This is a genomic window from Pseudomonas sp. SDO5215_S409 (assembly GCF_054071325.1).
This window is the reverse complement of record NZ_JBSVWN010000055.1, coordinates 1-18,402: the sequence shown is the minus strand read 5'-3', so window position 1 is coordinate 18,402 and position 18,402 is coordinate 1. Positions and strand designations below refer to the sequence as shown.

Sequence of the window (18,402 nt, the reverse complement as noted above, 5' to 3'; positions counted from 1 at the left end):
GCACAAGGAACGCGACAATGACGCCGGTTCACCCCGCAAACAGTGGCTTGCCCAGCCTGCGGCACCCTTTGATCGAACAATGGCTGGCCCAGCACCCACGCGCGCTGCATCAATTGGTGGAGAGTCTGGGCTCGCCCCTGCACCTGGTATTCCCGCAGATCATGGGGACCAATATCGAGGCCTTTCAGCAGGTGTTCAAACAAGCTCGCGTGCCCGGCCGGCTGCTGTTCGCCAAAAAAGCCAACAAAGCCGACAGCTTTGTCAGAGCCTGCCGGGAATATGGCATCGGCGTGGATGTTGCCAGTGTGGCAGAGCTGGAAAAGTCATTGGCCGCGGGCATCACCGGGCGCCAGATCGGCCTTTCTGGCCCGCACAAAAGCGAAACGCTTCTCAGACTTGGCCTGGCCCACCAGAGCCAGGTGGCCATCGACTCGCTGAACGAACTCGACGGCGTGCATCACCTGGCTCAAACCCTGTCTGTCCCGGCGCGCCTGCTGCTGCGCTACCGCCCTGACAGCCAGGCCCACAGCCGCTTCGGCCTCACCGACGTCGAGTGCGAGCGGGCGCTGGCATACTGCCGGGCCCACCGCGACCGGCTGCGCGTCGAGGGGTTCGCCTTCCACCTCAGCGGCTACAGCACGCAAGAGCGCGCGCGCACCGCCAGCCACTTGATCGACCTCTGCCACCGCAGGGGGTTGAGCACCTGCCGCCAAGTCAACATGGGGGGTGGATTTGCCGTGGGTTACGTGGCCCCGCAACACTGGCAGACCTTCACCGCGCAAGACCGCCCCGAGCACTACCACGGGCATAAGACCTTCCAGGGCTTTTACCCCTATGGCTCACCGCGTGGCGGTGCCGAAGCGCTGCACGATGTGCTCACCACGGTGGTGGAAGGTCGCCACGACCTGGCGCACAAGGCCCGGGCCCATGGCGTGAGCCTGATCATCGAGCCGGGCCGCGCGCTTCTGGACCAGGCGGGCATGAGCGTGTTCCGGGTGCAGGGCGTAAAGGACCGGCATGCCACCGATGGCTATGCCCACGTGACGGTCCAGGGCAGCAGCCTGAGCCTGTCCGAACAGTGGTTTAACAGCGAGTTTCTGCCCGAGCCCCTGCTGTTGCCCGTATCACCACGCCCGCCCGAGCCCTTCGTGGCCTGCATTGGCGGGGCGAGCTGCCTGGACGGCGACATGCTGACCTGGCGCAAGCTCACCTTCAGCCATCCGCTGCGCGCGGGCGACCTGCTGATTTACCTCAACACGGCGGGCTATCAGATGGACTCCAACGAATCGCCTTTCCATGGGGTGGCGCTGCCGCAAAAAGTCGCGGTGCAACTGCACCCCCCCCACCTTCACTGGAAGCTGGACCACCTGGCCTGAACGCGCGGGCCATCACTCACAGGAGAACGCAGTGAACACGTCCCCCCAACACCCTGCCCCGGGCGACTTATGGGTGCTGCCCCAGGCTGCGCTCGATGACTTGCCCGTCAGTTACACCCAGGTACTCGAAGTGGTCGAACAGGCCTACAAGGCGCTGCGCAACGGCGATTCACAAAACCCGCTCAAGACCATCGTGGAGCCTCTGGACAAGCGCTCCATCAGCTACTCCATGGTCGGGCGTGACGGCGCCAGCAACACCGTGGGTTTCAAGGTGGTGTACGAGCATGATCCAGAGCGGCGGCGCGATGCCTATCGTTTTCACTCGTTCATTTTTCTGTGCGATGACCTGACCGGCCAGCCGATCGCTTTGATGGACGTGGCCAAGCTGGGCCCGCTGCGCACCTCGGCCACTTCGGCGCTGTTCGCCCGTGCCGCCTGCCCTGATGCGCGCAGCGCCCTGGTGGTAGGGACTGGCGTACAGGGCCAGATCGCCTTGCCCATGCTGCTAGCCGCCTTACCGGGGCTGGAACGGCTCTGTGTCTACGGGCACTACGCCGACGGGCTCAAAGCCGTGCGCGAAACCCTGCAGCGCCACTGCCCCGGGCGTGAGGTGCACATCGCGCAGGACCTGGCCACGGCGGCCGCGGACGCTGACATCATCCTGGGTGTTTCCGGGCTTTCGGTGCGCGAGCAAGTGCGCCATGCCTGGCTCAAGCCCGGCGCCGTCGCGGTGCTGGTGGGGTATGGCGTGGACGCCGACGTGCTGCACAACGCCGACTACCGTATCGCCACCGACATCGCGCAAATGCAAGTGACATGCGCCGACCTGGCCAAACCCGACGGCAGCCTGCCGCGCGTTGAGGCCCAATTGCCCGACATCCTGCTGGGCACCGTTCCGGCACGCCGCCACCCCGATGACATTGTGTTCGCCTACAACAGCGGCATGGTCGTCACCGACGTCGCCCTGGGCCGTCTGATGGCCGAACACGCCATCGCCCGGCAACGTGGCCAGAGGGTCTCGTTATGGTGAGCCTGTGGAAAAAAGACAGCGCTGCGCTGCTTTATCTGGCCCTGCCGCTGATCCTCACCAACCTGGCTTACGTGGCCCTCACCACCATCGATGTGCTGGTGCTCGGCACGTTGGGCGCCAAGGAGCTGGCAGCCGGTGGCCTGGCCCTGGCGCTGTTCAACCAACTGCGTACCACTGGCACCGGCCTGGTCACGGGCGTCAGCAACTTGGTGGCCCAGGCCAATGCGCGGGGTGACGACGCCCAGGTGCGCGCGTTGCTGGTGGCGGGGATGTTCTGGGCGACCGTCAGCGGGCTGGTGTTCATGGGCGTGCTGTGGTTGCTCAAAACACCGCTGGCGTGGCTGGGCCAGGACGCTGGCGTGGTTGCCGACGCCGCAGACTTCTTGCTGATCCTGGCCCCGGGCCTGCTGCCTTGCCTGTGGTTCCAGACCCTGCGCCACTTCACCGTCGGCCTGAAACACCCGGGCCCGCTGTTGGCGATCACCCTGATCTCCATCGCCCTTACCGCGGGCCTGAACTACGTGCTGGTGTTCGGCAAATTCGGTTTTGCGGCCCTTGGCTTGCAAGGCGTGGCGCTCACCAGTCTGCTGGTGTTTGCGTTGTCGTGCCTGATGTTTCTGGCGGTGGTGCTGAGCAACCGGCATTTGTCGAAATACTTCGTGCTGTCGCAGCTGACGTTCTCCTGGACGCAGGTCAAGGCCGTATGGACGCTGGGCCTTCCGATTGCGGGCACCTACGCCAGCGAAGCCGGATTTTTCAGTGTATTGACGTTGCTGATCGGCACCCTGGGCATGGAAGCCCTGGCAGCCCAGACGGTGCTCAATCAAATCATCTACATCGTGTTCATGTTTTCCGCCGGGATCTCCCATGCCGCCTCTATCCACATCAGCGAGGCATGCGGCATTGGCCAATACCGCCGCGCACGGCACCTGGGGTACTTGGCGCTGGGAATGGGCGTGGTGACCATGCTGATGTTCGCCGCGCCCTACGCGCTGATCCCCGAACAGGTGATCGCGCTGTTTATCAGCGCCGATCACGCCAACAACCTCGACGCCGTGAACCTCGCCGCCACCGGCCTGTTGATCGCCATCGTGCTGCAGGTGTTCGACGCCAGCCAGAACATCGGCAACGGCATCTTGCGCGGCATCGGTGACACCGCCGGGCCGTTCCGTATTTCGTTGCTCGGCTACTGGCTGGTGGGCCTGCCAGCGGCGTATCTGTTGGGCATCGTTGGCACCTACGGGATTTTCGGGGTGTGGAGCGGGCTGGCGATTGGCCTGGCCGCCACTGCGCTGTTGCTGGTGTGGTCGTTTGAAAAACAGCTCAAGGCCCTCATCCCCCACGAACCCGCCGCCCAGGCGGTTTGAACAGGAGCACGCCGTCATGCACGACAAGGCCCTTCAGGCGCTTATCCGCCCCTGCGTTCGCGACCTGCCGCTATACGATCCGGGCGCCGATCCCCACAGCCTCACCGCGCCCACGATCGCCAAGCTGTCGAACTGCGAAAACCCGCTGGGCGTTTCGCCGGCCGCCGCGCAGGTGATTGCTGCCAGCACGGGCGACGGTCTGCAACGTTACCCCGACCCCAGCGGCAAAGCCTTGCGCAGGGTGGTGGCCGAACGCCTGGACGTGGACCCGGCGCGGATCATCCTGGGCAACGGCTCGGAAAACATCCTGGAGTTGCTGTGCCTGGCCTTTCTCGACCCGGGCGACCGGGTCGTCACACAGCAGCCCTGTTTTGGCCTGCACGATATTTTCCCGCGCATGATGGGCGCCCGGGTAGACAAGGTGCCTGCCCACGCAGACTTCAGCTTCAACCCCCACGCCTGGAAAGCCGCCCTGGCGTCACCGGCCAAGCTGCTGATGGTGAGCACGCCCTCCAACCCGGTGGGCAATGCCCTGTCGACTCAGGCGCTGGAGGCGCTGGTGACCTTCGCCCGGCCTGACACGCTGCTGGTGATCGACGAGGCCTACTACGAATTCGCCAACAACCCGGCCGATGCCCTGGCGATCCTGAGTGCCCAGGCACGGCCCTGGATCGTGCTGCGCACCTTTTCCAAGGCCTATGGCCTGGCAGGGTTGCGGGTGGGCTACGGCATCGCCTCCCACCCGGACCTGATCGACGCGCTGCACCGCGTGCGCACGCCCTACAACGTCAACCAACTGGCCCAGGACGCGGCGATTGCGGCCTGGCACGACCACGAACACCTGGCCCGCAGCCAGGCGTTCGTGGGCAGCGAGCGCCAACGCCTGAGCACCGCCCTGCAAGGCGCAGGATTTGGCGTGGTGCCGTCCCAGGCCAACTTCCTGTTTGTAGACACCGGGTGCAACGGCCTGGCAATCGTCAACGCACTGCTCGCAGACGGGGTGATTGTCAAAGCCTGGGACGACCCGGCGTGCGCCACGTTTATTCGCGTGTCCCTGGGCACCCAAGCCCAAAACGACCAGTTCTTCGCCAGCCTGCAAAAGGCCGTCGCACTGCTGGCCCGCTGATTTTTTTAACCTGCCCCGAGGTTGTCATGATCAAGACCCACATCTCAGAACTGATCGGCGGCTCGCCCCTGCTGCAATTGTGCGTCACCGCCAATGGCACTTGCGTGCTGCTCAAGCTGGAACAGTTCAACCCCACCGGCACCGCGAAGATACGCATGGCCCGGCAAATGGTGGACGAGGCCGAGGCTTCGGGGCAGCTCAAGCCCGGGGGGTGGATCGTCGAGTCGACATCCGGCAACACCGGCCTGGGCCTGGCCCTGATTGCCGCTGAGCGCGGCTATCGTTTCACCGCCGTGGTCGACCACCACGCCAGCGCCGACAAACTGCGTGGCATGCAGGCCTACGGCGCGCAATTGGTCCGCGTGGGGGCGCCCGACACCGGCCTGGCCACCGCCGACCGGGACGCCACCGCCCAGCGCATCGCCCGCGAGCAAGACGCCTACTGGACGCGCCAACATCACAACCCCGCCAACGCCAACGGCTACCACGCCTTGGCCGAAGAACTGCGCGCCGAACTGGGCAACGAGATTCATTACCTGGTAGGCGCCGTCGGCACCGGCGGCTCGTTGTGCGGCACCGCGCGCGCCCTGAAACGGCGCTCCGGTGCGCTGCAAGTGATTGGCGTGGAGCCGGTCGGTTCGGTGATCTTCGGTGGCCCCGGCGCACCGTATCACCAGTCCGGGACCGGAACACCGGCGGGCGCCGAGATCGGTGACCTCATCGACTACGACCTGATCGATCAGGGCCTGACCGTCAGCGATTCCCGCGCGTTTGAAACCGCGCGCTACCTGGCCCGGCGCCGGGGCCTGTTGGTGGGCGGCTCGGCAGGGGGTGTGATCTACCAGGCGCTGAGCCAGGCGCAAACGGCGCCGGCCCACAGTGTCATCGTGGCGCTGGTGTGTGACGGGGGCGAGAAATACCTGGACACGGTATTCAACGACGAGTGGATGGCAGCCCATCAACTGCTGGCCCCCGAGGTGCAGCGCGAACTGGCTCAGTGGCTGGCGCCCGTGCCGGTGACACGGGCGGTGGCCCGAAATGAAAAAGCCGCTGAGCGTTAGCATCAGCGGCTGGTTCAAGCGAGCCTGACGGCCCGGGCACTCACAGCTCGGCGAAGCACTCTTCGATGATCGCCAGGCCCTTGTCCAGTTGCTCGTCGGGCGAGGTCAACGGGACCAGTACGCGCAATACGTTGCCGTAGGTGCCGCACGACAGCAGGATCAGACCCTTCTCACGCGCCTTGGCGACCACGGAGGCAACCGCCGCAGCGTTTGGCTTGTGGGTGTCGCCGTCGTCGAACAGCTCGACCGCGATCATCGCGCCCAGGGCACGCACTTCGCCGATCACCGGGTACTTGGCCTGGATCGCCTTGAGGCCGGTCACCAGGCGCTCGCCCACCGCCTTGCAGCGGTCCAGCAGGTGCTCTTCTTCAAACACGTCCATCACCGCCAGGGCCGCGGCGCACGCGATCGGGCTACCGGCGTAGGTGCCGCCCAGGCCGCCTGGCGCGATGGCGTCCATGTAGTCGGCCTTGCCGCACACACCGGCCAGCGGGAAGCCGCCTGCGATGGATTTGGCGAAGGTGGTCAGGTCGGCGGCGACGCCCATCTGTTCCATCGCAAAGAAGGTGCCGGTACGGCCAGCGCCGGTTTGCACTTCGTCGGCGATCAGCAGGATGCCGTGCTTGTCGCACAGTTCACGCAGGCGCTTCATGAAGGTTTTTGGCGCCACGTAGAAACCACCCTCGCCCTGCACCGGCTCGATGATGATGGCGGCGATGTCACGCGGCTCGGCATCGTTTTTGAAGATGCGTTCGATGCTGGCGATGGCGTCGTCGTCGCTCACACCGTGCAGTTCGTTAGGGTACAGCGCGCGGAATACGCCGCCGGGCATCAGGCCCATGCCGGCCGAGTACGGCACCACTTTGCCGGTGAGGCCCAGGGTCATCATGGTGCGGCCGTGGTAAGCGCCGGTGAAGGCGATCACACCGGCACGGCCCGTGGCGGCGCGGGCGATTTTCACGGCGTTTTCAACGGCTTCGGAACCGGTAGTGACCAGCAAGGTTTTCTTGGCGAAATCGCCCGGCACCTTGGCGTTCACTTTTTCGCACAGCTCCACGTACGGCTCGTAGGCCAGTACCTGGAAGCAGGTGTGCGTCAGCTTGTTCAACTGCTCGGTCACGGCCGCGATGATTTTAGGGTGCACGTGGCCGGTGTTCAGCACAGCGATGCCGCCGGCGAAGTCGATGAACTCACGACCTTCAACGTCGGTCACAGTGGCGTTCTTCGCGCTCTCGGCGAAGATCGGGTGAATCTGGCCAACACCGCGGGGTACAGCGGCTTCGCGGCGTTTCATCAGGGATGCGTTGGTCTTGCTCATAAAGTCCTCATTCGCCGCTCATCGGGCGGCGTGGCTCAAGGAATAGGTGGCGGGGAGGCAACTACGGCAGCATGCGATGATCGACTGCCACAGCGTTCCCGGCCACTGCGAATAACGTCTTCAAACACGCCAAGGGCAGCGCTCTCGTGCCCTTGGCGTTTACAGCGATGCCATGCCGGGCCTTAGATGCCCAGGCACAGGTATTTGATTTCCAGGTAATCCTCGATCCCGTACTTGGAGCCTTCACGGCCCAGGCCCGAGGCCTTGATGCCGCCGAACGGCGCCACTTCGTTGGAGATCAACCCGGTGTTGACGCCCACCATGCCGTACTCCAGGGCCTCGGCCACACGGAACACACGGCCCAGGTCGCGGGCATAGAAGTAGGACGCCAGGCCGAACTCGGTGTCGTTGGACATCGCGATCACTTCGGCTTCGTCTTTGAAGCGGAACAACGGCGCCAGCGGGCCGAAGGTTTCCTCTTTGGCCACGGCGGCGTCCTTGGGCACGTCCACCAGGATGGTCGGCTCAAAGAAGTTGCCTTCGATGAGTTTGCCGCCGCTGAGCAGCTTGGCGCCTTTGCTCACCGCGTCGGCGATGTGTTCCTGGACCTTGGCCACGGCTTTTTCGTCGATCAGCGGGCCGGTGGTGGTGCCGTCTTCCAGACCGTTGCCGATCTTGAGCTTGGCCACGGCCGCCTTGAGTTTTTCGGCGAACGCGTCGTAGACCGAATCCTGGATGTACAGGCGGTTGGCGCACACGCAGGTCTGGCCGTTGTTGCGGTACTTGGAGATGATCGCGCCTTCAACGGCCTTATCCAGGTCGGCATCGTCAAACACGATAAACGGCGCGTTGCCACCCAGCTCCAGCGAGACTTTCTTGATGTCCTTGGCGCATTCGGCCATCAACTGGCGACCGATTTCGGTCGAGCCGGTGAAGGACAATTTACGCACGATGGGGTTGCTGGTCAGCTCGCCGCCGATGTCACCCGCGCTGCCGGTGACCACACTCAACACGCCTTTGGGGATACCGGCACGGTGCGCCAGCTCCACCAGCGCCAGGGCCGAGAACGGGGTTTGCGAGGCTGGCTTGATGACCATGGTGCAACCGGCGGCCAGGGCCGGGCCGGCCTTGCGGGTGATCATCGCGGCGGGGAAGTTCCACGGGGTAATGGCCGCGGTCACGCCAATCGGCTGCTTGATCACAATCAGACGCTTGTCGGGCTGGTGGCCGGGGATCACATCACCGTAGATGCGCTTGGCCTCTTCGGCGAACCACTCGATAAACGACGCGGCGTAGGCAATTTCGCCCTTGGCCTCGGCCAGCGGCTTGCCTTGCTCGAGGGTCATCAGGCGACCGAGGTCGTCCTGGTTTTCGATCAACAGCTCAAACCAGCGGCGCAGCTTGGTGGCGCGCTCCTTGGCAGTGAGCGAACGCCAGGCCGGCAGCGCCTTGTCGGCGGCCTCAATGGCCCGACGGGTTTCGGCAGCGCCCATCTTTGGCACAGTCCCCAGGATCTCGCCCGTGGCCGGGTTGTTGACCTTGATCGTCTGACCGTTGTCCGCGTCTACCCAAGCGCCATCGATGAAGGCTTGCTGGCGGAACAACAGGGTGTCTTTAAGCTGCATGTCGGCTTTCCTTAACAGCACCGCGCACGCGCGGAGCGAATTAGAGTTGTAGAAAGGCGCCTTGTGGGCTGCCGTCAGGGAAATCAGTCTGGGCGCGAGCGAAGAAACAGCGCACGGGAGACAGGGCGTTTGAAATCTCAAACGAATCCTAGGAGTAATGGGGGGGCAGGGCAATAGGATGTTCGAAAAAAAGAACGAAAACGGCGCATTTGCAGGTTTTTTCAGATCGGCGTGTAAGTAGCCGATGGCAGGCCTGTAGCGCAAATGGCCCGAGACAGGGCATTGGGTAGGCAAATTCCCGCGCCACGCGCCCCAAAAACCGGCATGGACGCCCAAGGTCGACATGGGTATGATGTCGCCCGCACAAGCATCCGTAGCTCAGCTGGATAGAGTACTGCCCTCCGAAGGCAGGGGTCGTGGGTTCGAATCCCGCCGGGTGCACCATATTGCAGTTTTGGGCTGTCTTGGACAGTCTACGAAACGCTTCAAGAAAAGCCCGCCTTGTGCGGGTTTTGTTGTTTTTGGATGTCCGTACCGGTCTAACCCTGTAACTCCCATCCGTGTCCTCAAGTTATCCTCAGGGCCCCCAGCGCCTTTTGTCACCGCCTACCCGAGCCCCCAGATGAGTAACCTCCAGAACCTAATCGTAAATGCCCGTTCCGGCTTGGCTCTCGACGAAAAAATTTCTGATGAAGCTTGGCAGGCAATCGCTGAGCAATGTGGTGCTGCTGAGATCGAACAGCGTATTGCCAGCTTACGAGCCGACTTGGAAACGGTTGAGGAGTGGGATGGAGATACCCAAGACGACATACATCTCGCGATTTACAGATTCACCCAATTACTTAGAGCCAAAGCCAGGGTAAAACCCATTGCCGAACCTCCTTGTGCAATTGATTGCGAGTAAGAGGCATTGTGCCATCAATCATCGTCAAGCGTACGTTTGCCCGGGCTCTATACACCCTGACCACCACCGACTAACAAGCCCGCACCCGCCCAGCATTCAATCCAACAACGAAGCGTTCTTGAGCAAATCCAATAGCCCTTCAGGCACCAATGGGGAGGTCGCCGTGAAACTGGCGCTGTCATGCCAAATGGCGTTGAACGATGCACCGTCACTTTCATAGCCCTCTAACAGAGGTTTTTCATAGACCGTTTCGTCGTCAAACCTTGCATCGTAGACCTGAACGATCTCGTGCCCAGGCTTGCCCGCGTAGGTGAAAAGACTCTCCAGCGTGCCAATCAGTCGAACGTTATTGATCGAAAGGCCCAGTTCCTCCTGCACTTCGCGGACGATGGCATCCATGCTTCTTTCGCCAAACTCGATACCGCCGCCAATAGGCCGGAAAAGGGTCTGCCCGCCAACCGCATCAGTGAATGGGTTGACCAGTATTTTTCCTTGGTGATGAAAGATACACAGCGCGAGCGGGCAATGCGCGGGGCTAACATGAGTGAAACTCCCTTGGGTTTAGTCCGTTATACGTCGTGCTGGCGATTATCCATGAATCGCCAGCGGGCGGAGTAATCCGACGTTTACCCAGAGCGATGACGCTCCCCGTAAAAACGGCGGGCTTGGGCAACGTAACGAACCACTCACGAGCGCCGCGCATTCACGGCTGCATCCCCTCCAACCGCCCCGCCAGGTCTTCCTGTGGAAAGCGTTTGGCCAACGCCAGCAGTTTTTCATCCGCCGCTTTACGCTCCCCGGTCCGGCGCAGGTCCAGGATTTCCTGTAACCCTTGTTCCAGCGAAGGTTGCACGGCAAGTGCACGTTTGCTCATGGCCGCCCCCAGCGCGGGCTCTGCCTGGGGTGCCTGTGGGGCCATGGCCATGCGGGCCATGGGCGCGGGGGCGGCAGGCGGGGCGCTGGCGGAGAAGGTGGCGGTGGCCAGTTCGGCCTGCGGCACCGGGGCGCGCATGACCACGCCGATCAGCAGCGCCACGCCGGCCACGGTGGCGAATGCCATTTGCCAGCGTGGTTGCAGGCAGGCCTGTCGCCAGCGTTGCCACAGGCTCGGTGTGCGCACGGGGGCTTCGCGGTGGGCGGTGGCCAGGATGAAGGCGTCCAGCGAGGCCGGGGGCTCGGTGTGGGTGTGTTCGCGAAAGTGGTGGATCAGCCCGTCGTCGTTCGGGCGTTGGGCGTGCGGTGAGTCAGTCATGCGGATACCTCCTCGGCCAGCAGTCGACGCAGTTTTTGCTGGGCGTAACGCAAGCGGCTTTTTACTGTTTCCAGTGGGGCGCCGGTGAGGGCGGCGATTTGGGGCACTTCGAGGTCGCCGTGCAGGCGCAGCAGGAACACTTCGCGCTGGTCTTCGGGCAGCGCTTGCAGCGCGGCGTCGAGGCGCGCCTGGTCGCGGCTCAAGCTCAGCAGTTGTTCGGGGCCGGCGCCGTCGTCGGGTTGGCCGTGCAGCTGTTCATCGTAGCTGTCGTGCAGCGGGTTGTGCACCCCGTGCTTGCGCCAGTGATCGATCAGTCGGTTGCGGGCAATCTGGAACAACCAGGTACGAAAACTCGCCCGGCCCTGTGGCTGGCTGGTACTTCGGATCAGGCTGAGCCAGGTGTCCTGAAACACTTCTTCGGCCAGTTCCGCCTTGTTGCTCAAGGACACGAGAAAGCGGTAAAGCCCCTGGCGATGGCGTGCGTACAGGGCTTCGAACGAAGCCCCGTCGCCGTCGCGATAGCGGGCCAGCAGTGATTCGTCGCTGGGTGCATCCATTAACGGGCGAACTCCTGTCAGATCGTCATTGAGTGGCGGGCGCCTTGAGGCTCTGCGCCAACTCGACCAGTTGCACAAACTCGCCCCGCAGGCCGAAGGGGTCGTCTCCCCGGGCGGAACGGGCCAGTGCGGCGGTGTCTTGCAAACTCATGTTGCCCGTGTAGCGCCCTTCGCCCTTGAGCTGCTGGGCGAAGGCGGCGACGGCGGCCGCGAAACGCAAGTCCTCGCTGGCCTTGGCACCTTTTGCTGCCTCGATCGGGTGTTCGATCAACCGGCTGTTGCCGCCAGCGGCAGGCTGATAGCGCACGCGCAACAGTGCAAGCTCCGCAGATTGACCCTCAATCGGCGCCGCCGTTGCATAACGCAGCGGCTCCAGCAGACCTTTTTCGCCTTTTGGAACAATTTCGTACAGCGCCGTCAGCGTATGCCCTGCGCCAATCTCACCGGCATCGACCTTGTCGTTGCTGAAATCCTCACGTTTCAGGGCGCGGTTTTCATAGCCCAGCAGGCGATATTCACTGACCTGAGCGGGGTTGAATTCCACCTGCAATTTCACGTCCCGCGCCACCACCGCCAGGGTGGAACTGAGCTGCTCCACCAACACCTTGCGCGCCTCGCGCAGTGTGTCGATATAGGCATAGTTGCCATCGCCCGCATCCGCCAGTTGTTCCATCAGGTGCTCGTTGTAGTTGTCCACGCCAAACCCCAGGGTGGTCAGCGACACGCCGCTTCTACGCTGGGTGGCGGCCATGTGCTTGAGGCTGTCGAAGTCACGGACGCCCACGTTGAAGTCGCCGTCGGTGGCCAGCAGGATGCGGTTGATGCCGTTGTGGATAAACCCTTCGCGGGCCATCTGGTAAGCCAGCTCGATGCCCGAGGCTCCGGCGGTGGCGCCGCCTGCGGTCAACTGGTCGATGGCGTTGCGGATCGCCACCTTGTCCCGGCCCGAGGTCGGCTTGAGCACCACCCGCGATTCACCGGCATACACCACCAGCGACACCCGGTCCTGCTCGCGCAGTTGATCCACCAGCAATTTGAGCGTGCTCTTGACCAGCGGCAGGCCTTCGCGGCGGTTCATGGAGCCGGACACGTCCACCAGAAACACCAGGTTGGCGGGCGCAAGGTCGGCCACCGCACGGTCCGAGGCCTTGATGCCGATGCGCATCAGCCGGGTGTGGGGGTTCCAGGGCGTCGGCGCCACTTCGGTGGTCACGCCAAAGGGCGAACCGTCGGTGGGCAGCGCGTAATGGTAGGGGAAGTAATTGACCATTTCCTCGAGTCGCACCGCGCCCTCGGGCGGCAGACGACCTTCGTTGAGCCAACGTCTTACGTTGGCATAGCTACCCGTGTCGACATCGGCGCTGAAGGTCGACACCGGGGTTTGGGCCACGCTGTACACGGGGTTGTCCGGCAGGTTCTGGTACTGCTCGCGGGGTTCGCTTTGGTATGGCAGGGCGGGTGATTCACGCACGGCCATCCGCGCCATCATGGGCGCCGGGGCAGCTGGCAGCGCCGCGGGCCTGATCACGCTTACAGGCTTGGCAGGCTTGGCCGCCTCGCGGGACGAAGGCAAGCCACATCCGACCAGCGTCACCAGCACGGTAACAGCCATGCCTTGGGCGGCAGGACGCAAGAAGGGATAGGGACGGGACATGGTCTGAACCTCGTGAATGAATGATCCGTTCACAAGGTCAGACGCAAGCCATTCGCGGTTCGGGTTAAGCGCCGCGAATCCCGGCCACCGCGCAGGCGGCCGGGGTTATTGCAGGGGGATCAGTCGGTGCCGTATTTGGGCGAGCGCGGGCCGTACAGCAGCCCGGTTTTCTGGCCTGCCGACAACAGCCGCGAACTGGTGATACCGGCGATCGGGTACGCCGCATCGGTGGAGCTATTGATGATCTGCTTCACGGCCGCGGTGATCAGCGCGCCGATCAGGCCACCGCTGTTGCTGCGGCCTTCTTCGCTGGACGCCCGTGCAGCGCCGGTCCACAGGGTGGTGCCGGTGCGCAGGTCGACCAGTTTGGCCGTGGCCGTCACGGCCGTGTCGCTGGCGATCAACTTGTACTGGGTGCCGTACTCGGTGACGGTGATGTACAGGCCCGCGTCGGCGCCGAAGATGTCATGCAGCTTGGCCGTCGGCACGGCCTGGATGTCGGTCGGCGTGGTCAGGCCGTTCTGGCGGAAGGTTTCGTCCACCAGCGCAATCGGCATCACGTAGTAGCCTGCTTCGGCCAACGGCAAGGTCACTTGCGACACCAGGCTGTAGGACGCCTGCACTTCCGGCGACTGATTGATCGGCGGCATCACCAGGATCGATTTGGGTCGCGCTTGTTTGTAGGCGGTGTAGTCCACGGTTTTCGGGGCCGCGCAGCCGCCGAGCAGCGCCAGCGCCAACAGGCCGGTGCACAGTTTTAGCAGGTTCATTTAACGTCCCCGGTCTTGGCGTTCTTGAGCAAAAAGTCCATGTACTGGGCCGACTCCGGGAACAGTACTTTCTCGGTGCGGAACTCCTGCACCATCTGGTCATCCTTGCCCATGCTCAGGTACAGCATGCCCAGTTGGGCGTGGTAGCCCGGCGGCACTTTGTTGCCGGTGGCGTTGATCTTTTGCAGGTCCCGCTCCAGCGCTTCTACCTGGGCTTCCTTGGGCTCACCCTTGAAATACTGGTACACCTGGGGTTGGTAGCTTTCCCACTGGTACAGCGGTTTGGGCGCCGACTGGCACCCTGCAAGGGTGGCGATCGCCGTCAGCATCAGCGCCGACTTCATGACGTTGTTCATCCGTGTGCAGCTCCTGGTGATGTCGCAGATCAGTTACGTGGGTTCCAGGCGCCGGCGTTGATGCCGTCGACCAGGCGATTGATCGCTTCACGCATGGCCAGGTCCAGCACCTTGCCGTTAAGGGTGGAGTCGTAGCTGGCGGTGCCGCCAAAGCCGACGATTTCACGGTTGGACAGGGCGTATTCACCCGCGCCCTGGGTGGAATACACCACTTCGGAGGTGCTGATGTTGACGATGTTCAGGTTGACCTTGGCGTACGCCACTTGGGTCTTGGCACGGCCGAGGATGCCGAACAGTTGGTGGTCGCCGGTTTCCTTGCGGCCGAATTCGGTCACATCGCCGGTTACCACGTAGTCCGCGCCCTTGAGCTTTTGCACGGTGCCTTTGATCGCGGCTTCCTGGGAAATTTCACCCATGTTGTCGCGGTCCAGCACGTTGAAGCGGTTGGTCTGCTGAAGGTGCGTGATCAAAATGGTCTTGGCCTGACCGCCGAGGCGGTCTACGCCGTCGGAAAAGATCCCGCGCATGTAGCTGGAGCGGTTATCGAACTTGCCAACCGCGATCGGTACGCGCACGCCGGAGTAGGCGACGTTGGCGCTGGCGACTTTTTCGATCGGCAGGGCCCGGGAGCTTTCGGTGGCGCAACCGGCCAAGCTCAGCAGTGCTGCGGCGGTGAAGCCTGACAGCAAGATTTTCGACAGAGTGTTCACAAAGTGCTCCTAGTGGCGGTCATGAAACCGCGCTGGGTGTCGGAAGACGCAGGGGATGAAGGTGTGTTTCTTGCGCGCAGCGCAGCACCGGGCCGTGCGCAAATGCTGGAGGCATCAGGCAGGTCAGGCGTTTAAGGAAACGAATCGGGGCGGGAGAATGGCAGGCGTCAACACGCGCAGCGCGACCGGCGAAAACCGTGAATACCGGCAACGAGGCAAGTAGGTGCATCGACACATTCGTCCCTGAAAAGTGGTACAGCCAAACTGCCGCGGCATTTTACGAGGTTGTGGGGCGTTCTCAAGTGAAATTGATAGCAATATGAGATCATTTTGCAAGCAGCCGCTCTAGAACGGGAGTCTCCATGCCCTCGGTGGCGCTTCCCCCAAAACAGGGCCTCAACAGAGGCCCTGTCCGGTTCAGCGGTTAAAACGCATAGCGCGCCTTGAGCGTCACGCCATCGGCGTCAAACCCACTGCGGGCCTGGCGGGTGTAGCTGGCACCCACGGTCAAAGCCGACACCTGATAATTGAGCCCCAGGCTGGCTTCGACGCTGTCACGCGCCACTGACGCGCCGGTGCTGGTAAAGGTCGAGCCGCCCAGCACGAAGCTTGAGGTCTGCGCCACGCGGTCGCCGATCAAGTCGTGATAGGCCATCAGCGTGGCCTCAGGTTGCAGGGCCCCGGCGGACAACGGCAGGTGGCCGGCCAAACGGACGCCAGCGCCCAACTCGCCCACTTCGTAACGCTGGGAGCCAATGCGCAGCGCCGCCGAGGAGCCTTTTTCGCTGAAGCCGTCCATGCGCACGCTGGCGTAACGGGCCGCTACACGCGGCTCCAGCGATACGGCGTCAGACACGGCAAAGCGGTAGCCGCCCAACGCGCTGGCCGACCACACGTCACTGTCATAGCTGCCCTTGGCCGTGGTCCCGGCCACGGAGCGTCGGCTGTCATTGTCGTTATGCCCATAACCCAGGCTGGCGTCGGCGAACCAGTTTTGCAGCGTCCAGTTGCCGTACAGCGACAGTGCATTGCCCTGCACTTGCGTCTTGTTGCCACGGTCGGAATGAACATTGCCGTTGAGGTAGCTGTAGGCCACGCCCAGCAACAGATTGTCGTTCAACTGCCCGTCCGCTCCGACGGCCAGGCCACTGCTGTTGGCCGAATAACCGTTGTTACCGCCACGGCCATCCTGGTCCATGTCGCCGCTCAAACCTTGCAACCACACACCCGCCGCTTCGCGGTGATCACGCTGGCTGGCCAGGCGATCAAACAGCGCGTTGTTCACCAACGTCTGGCCGGACAACGCCATGTCCAGCGCGCCCCGGTTGACGTCGGGCGCGAGCTGTTCGCCCAGTTGCGCCAATTGTTGCGGGGTGCCGTTGAGCGCAGCCTTGAACACCGGGTCATCCTGGCCCAGTTGCGCCAGTACCTGGCCCTTGAGCGCGTTGATCGCCTGGATGCCCGAGCGGCTGGCCCCTGCGCGGCTCAGTTCGTCCTGCACCTGCTGATCATTCTTGGCCGCCACCACCGCCTTGACCGTTTGGCCATCGGCGGAATAGCTCAATACGTTCAGCAACCCGGAGTTACTGGTCACCGTCAGGCCATTATTTTGCAGGCTGCCAGCACGCAGCAGGGTGTACTCGGTGCCGCTGGCCGTGGCGTTGAAATCACCCGGCGTGGCGTTCACGGTCAGCGCCGAACCCAAGGCGAAGTTCGCAGTGCCGGTGACCGTCAAGTAAGGCGTGGTGGGCACGTAGGCGTTGGTCAGGCGCACATCAATGCCTGCGCCCTGCGCGACGTTGAGGTTGCCGACCACCGAGGCGCCGGGTGCAGACAGGTTCAAGGAACCGGCGTTGATCGACACCGGGCCCGCCAGGCGGCTGCCGACAAAATCGGCTTGGCCCGCGATGTTCACCGCCGTGGTGCCCAGCACGTCGCCGGTGATTTTGCCGCCGGTCCAGTTCAGGCTCCCCAGGCCGCCACCCTCGATGGCAACGCCGGATTGACTGCGGATTTCACCGGCCTGCTGATTGATTTCAAACGCCGACACCTGGTCGGGGCGCGTCACCAGAATGGCCGTACCGTCGGCACTGATCACGCCGCGGTTGATAATGCCGCCCGTGCCCGAAGGCAAGGCGGGGTTAAACGTCGCGCCACGCAGGTTGATGGCGACCGCGTCGGTGCCCTTGGCTTCAAGGGTGTTGGTATTGAGCAAGTAATCAATCGTGCCCTCATACACCTGCACCCCGATGGCCTGGTTGCCATTGACGGAAATCAGCCCGCTGTTTTCGATCCTCAGGTTGCTGGTCGGCGTCTCGATGTCGATGCCCACCGCTTCGTCACCCGTGACCCGAATGGTGCCGGAGTTCAGCAGTTTGCCGCCGATCTGCACAGACAGGTTGAAATGCTGGTCCAGCACCACCCCGCTGCCTTCAGGGCCGGTGATATCAATAAGGCCGGTGTTTGACACATCACCCGCCACGCTGGAGCCATTGAGGTACAGCCCCTCGCCGGAGCCGTCCGCGTTGCCATTGATGATGATCTTGCCCGAGTTGATGAGGCTGCCACCGATGTGGGTAGCGCCGACTTCAAACCCTTCCGTGTTGGACATCCCGTTCAGCGTGATCGTACCCGCCTGGACCACATCGCCCGTAACGGTGCCGCCCGCCGGTATACCCCCCGCGCTGAACGTACCGTCCAGTGCCAACCCACCCACCCCGGTGAACGACGTCCCCGTCATGGTGATATCGGCACGGTTGAGCAACGTGCCTTGAATGTTGGTATTGACGAAGTTGACACCATACGAGAGACGCGGCGCAGCCGTCACCGTGCGGCTGCCGACCAGCGTCAAGGATTGCCCAATGTTTTCACTTGTCCAGGTGTGTTGCCCGCTTGTCACGTCCGAGTCTGCTGCGTTCGCTTGCGTCGCCACCGCACCGACCATCAAGGCCAATACGGTTTTCTGTATTCCATTGCACTTCATTTAACGCTCCATGAACGCCAGGTTCACCGCCATGGCCCCGGCGGTGGTGGGTGTTTCGAGAAACAGGCCATCGGCAAGGTGTTTGCCGACTTTAGGGCTAAATGATGGCTCTTTGACATGTTTCATCTTTGACCCGGTGTGTGCTGCTCACTGGCGCGATGAGGGCATGGTTGATCGAGGCGGTGTTTTCGGCATATGTGAAGGTTTGTTCGGCGCTTTCCTGAAGCTAAAGGCGACTGGGCTTATCAGCTATGTTGTTAGTGTACTGTTTTCGAAATAATTTACTTATTGACTACGGCTTCAAGTGCCTCGC

Annotated in this window: 17 protein-coding genes and 1 tRNA gene; 7 read left to right on the top strand and 11 right to left on the bottom strand. The window is 63.0% G+C overall.

Annotation, left to right across the window (positions count from 1 at the left end; genetic code table 11):
• Positions 1–17: 17 nt before the first annotated feature.
• From ACW9H9_RS23190 to ACW9H9_RS23170, 5 genes are read left to right on the top strand one after another with little or no spacing between them, the layout of a single operon-like run.
• Complete coding sequence (locus ACW9H9_RS23190) at positions 18–1,376, top strand: alanine racemase (RefSeq protein WP_457345949.1); 1,359 nt, start codon at positions 18–20, stop codon at positions 1,374–1,376.
• Positions 1,377–1,407: 31 nt separating this feature from the next.
• Positions 1,408–2,406, top strand: a complete 999-nt coding sequence (locus ACW9H9_RS23185; protein ID WP_457345950.1) for a hypothetical protein — start codon at positions 1,408–1,410, stop codon at positions 2,404–2,406.
• On the top strand, positions 2,400–3,773 hold the full coding sequence (locus ACW9H9_RS23180; RefSeq protein ID WP_457345951.1) for an MATE family efflux transporter: 1,374 nt from the start codon (positions 2,400–2,402) through the stop codon (positions 3,771–3,773). The genes ACW9H9_RS23185 and ACW9H9_RS23180 overlap by 7 nt, the downstream gene beginning before the upstream one ends.
• Before the next feature lie 16 nt (positions 3,774–3,789).
• The gene (hisC, locus tag ACW9H9_RS23175; protein WP_457345952.1) at positions 3,790–4,899 is read left to right on the top strand and encodes a histidinol-phosphate transaminase; all 1,110 of its coding nucleotides are present in this window, start codon (positions 3,790–3,792) and stop codon (positions 4,897–4,899) included.
• A gap of 26 nt (positions 4,900–4,925) precedes the next feature.
• Positions 4,926–5,960, top strand: coding sequence for a PLP-dependent cysteine synthase family protein (locus tag ACW9H9_RS23170; protein ID WP_457345953.1), 1,035 nt, complete (start codon positions 4,926–4,928; stop codon positions 5,958–5,960).
• A gap of 40 nt (positions 5,961–6,000) precedes the next feature.
• Here the strand turns inward: ACW9H9_RS23170 and gabT are convergent, their stop codons facing one another.
• Positions 6,001–7,278, bottom strand: a complete 1,278-nt coding sequence (gene gabT / locus ACW9H9_RS23165) for a 4-aminobutyrate--2-oxoglutarate transaminase (RefSeq protein WP_457345954.1) — start codon at positions 7,276–7,278, stop codon at positions 6,001–6,003.
• Positions 7,279–7,460: 182 nt separating this feature from the next.
• Entirely contained in the window at positions 7,461–8,903 is a 1,443-nt protein-coding gene (gabD, locus tag ACW9H9_RS23160; RefSeq protein ID WP_457345955.1) for an NADP-dependent succinate-semialdehyde dehydrogenase, read from the bottom strand.
• A gap of 367 nt (positions 8,904–9,270) precedes the next feature.
• On the opposite strand from gabD, the gene ACW9H9_RS23155 reads away from it, so the two are divergent.
• A tRNA-Arg gene (locus tag ACW9H9_RS23155) sits at positions 9,271–9,347 on the top strand.
• A 178-nt stretch (positions 9,348–9,525) separates the two neighbouring features.
• On the top strand, positions 9,526–9,807 hold the full coding sequence (locus ACW9H9_RS23150) for a hypothetical protein (RefSeq protein WP_457345957.1): 282 nt from the start codon (positions 9,526–9,528) through the stop codon (positions 9,805–9,807).
• Between the two features lie 96 nt (positions 9,808–9,903).
• On the opposite strand, the gene ACW9H9_RS23145 is transcribed toward ACW9H9_RS23150, so the two are convergent.
• The 9 genes from ACW9H9_RS23145 to ACW9H9_RS23105 all read right to left on the bottom strand — a co-directional run bounded on the left by ACW9H9_RS23145 (position 9,904) and on the right by ACW9H9_RS23105 (position 18,215).
• Entirely contained in the window at positions 9,904–10,320 is a 417-nt protein-coding gene (locus ACW9H9_RS23145) for an NUDIX hydrolase (RefSeq protein ID WP_457345969.1), read from the bottom strand.
• 190 nt (positions 10,321–10,510) lie between these two features.
• The gene (locus tag ACW9H9_RS23140) at positions 10,511–11,059 is read right to left on the bottom strand and encodes a hypothetical protein (RefSeq protein WP_457345959.1); all 549 of its coding nucleotides are present in this window, start codon (positions 11,057–11,059) and stop codon (positions 10,511–10,513) included.
• Positions 11,056–11,616, bottom strand: a complete 561-nt coding sequence (locus ACW9H9_RS23135) for an RNA polymerase sigma factor (protein ID WP_457345960.1) — start codon at positions 11,614–11,616, stop codon at positions 11,056–11,058. The genes ACW9H9_RS23140 and ACW9H9_RS23135 overlap by 4 nt, the downstream gene beginning before the upstream one ends.
• Positions 11,617–11,641: 25 nt before the next feature.
• The gene (locus ACW9H9_RS23130; RefSeq protein ID WP_457345961.1) at positions 11,642–13,270 is read right to left on the bottom strand and encodes a vWA domain-containing protein; all 1,629 of its coding nucleotides are present in this window, start codon (positions 13,268–13,270) and stop codon (positions 11,642–11,644) included.
• Positions 13,271–13,389: 119 nt separating this feature from the next.
• Positions 13,390–14,040, bottom strand: a complete 651-nt coding sequence (locus tag ACW9H9_RS23125) for a DUF799 domain-containing protein (protein WP_457345962.1) — start codon at positions 14,038–14,040, stop codon at positions 13,390–13,392.
• Positions 14,037–14,396: a DUF4810 domain-containing protein gene (locus ACW9H9_RS23120; RefSeq protein ID WP_457345964.1), complete on the bottom strand. Its 360-nt coding sequence runs from the start codon at positions 14,394–14,396 to the stop codon at positions 14,037–14,039. Before ACW9H9_RS23120 ends, ACW9H9_RS23125 begins: the two co-directional genes overlap by 4 nt.
• A gap of 29 nt (positions 14,397–14,425) precedes the next feature.
• Entirely contained in the window at positions 14,426–15,106 is a 681-nt protein-coding gene (locus ACW9H9_RS23115) for a CsgG/HfaB family protein (protein WP_457345966.1), read from the bottom strand.
• A gap of 424 nt (positions 15,107–15,530) precedes the next feature.
• Positions 15,531–18,089: an autotransporter domain-containing protein gene (locus tag ACW9H9_RS23110; RefSeq protein ID WP_457345967.1), complete on the bottom strand. Its 2,559-nt coding sequence runs from the start codon at positions 18,087–18,089 to the stop codon at positions 15,531–15,533.
• A complete protein-coding gene (locus ACW9H9_RS23105; protein WP_457345968.1) occupies positions 18,090–18,215 on the bottom strand; it encodes a hypothetical protein in 126 nt (41 codons plus the stop codon).
• Positions 18,216–18,402 lie beyond the last annotated feature (187 nt).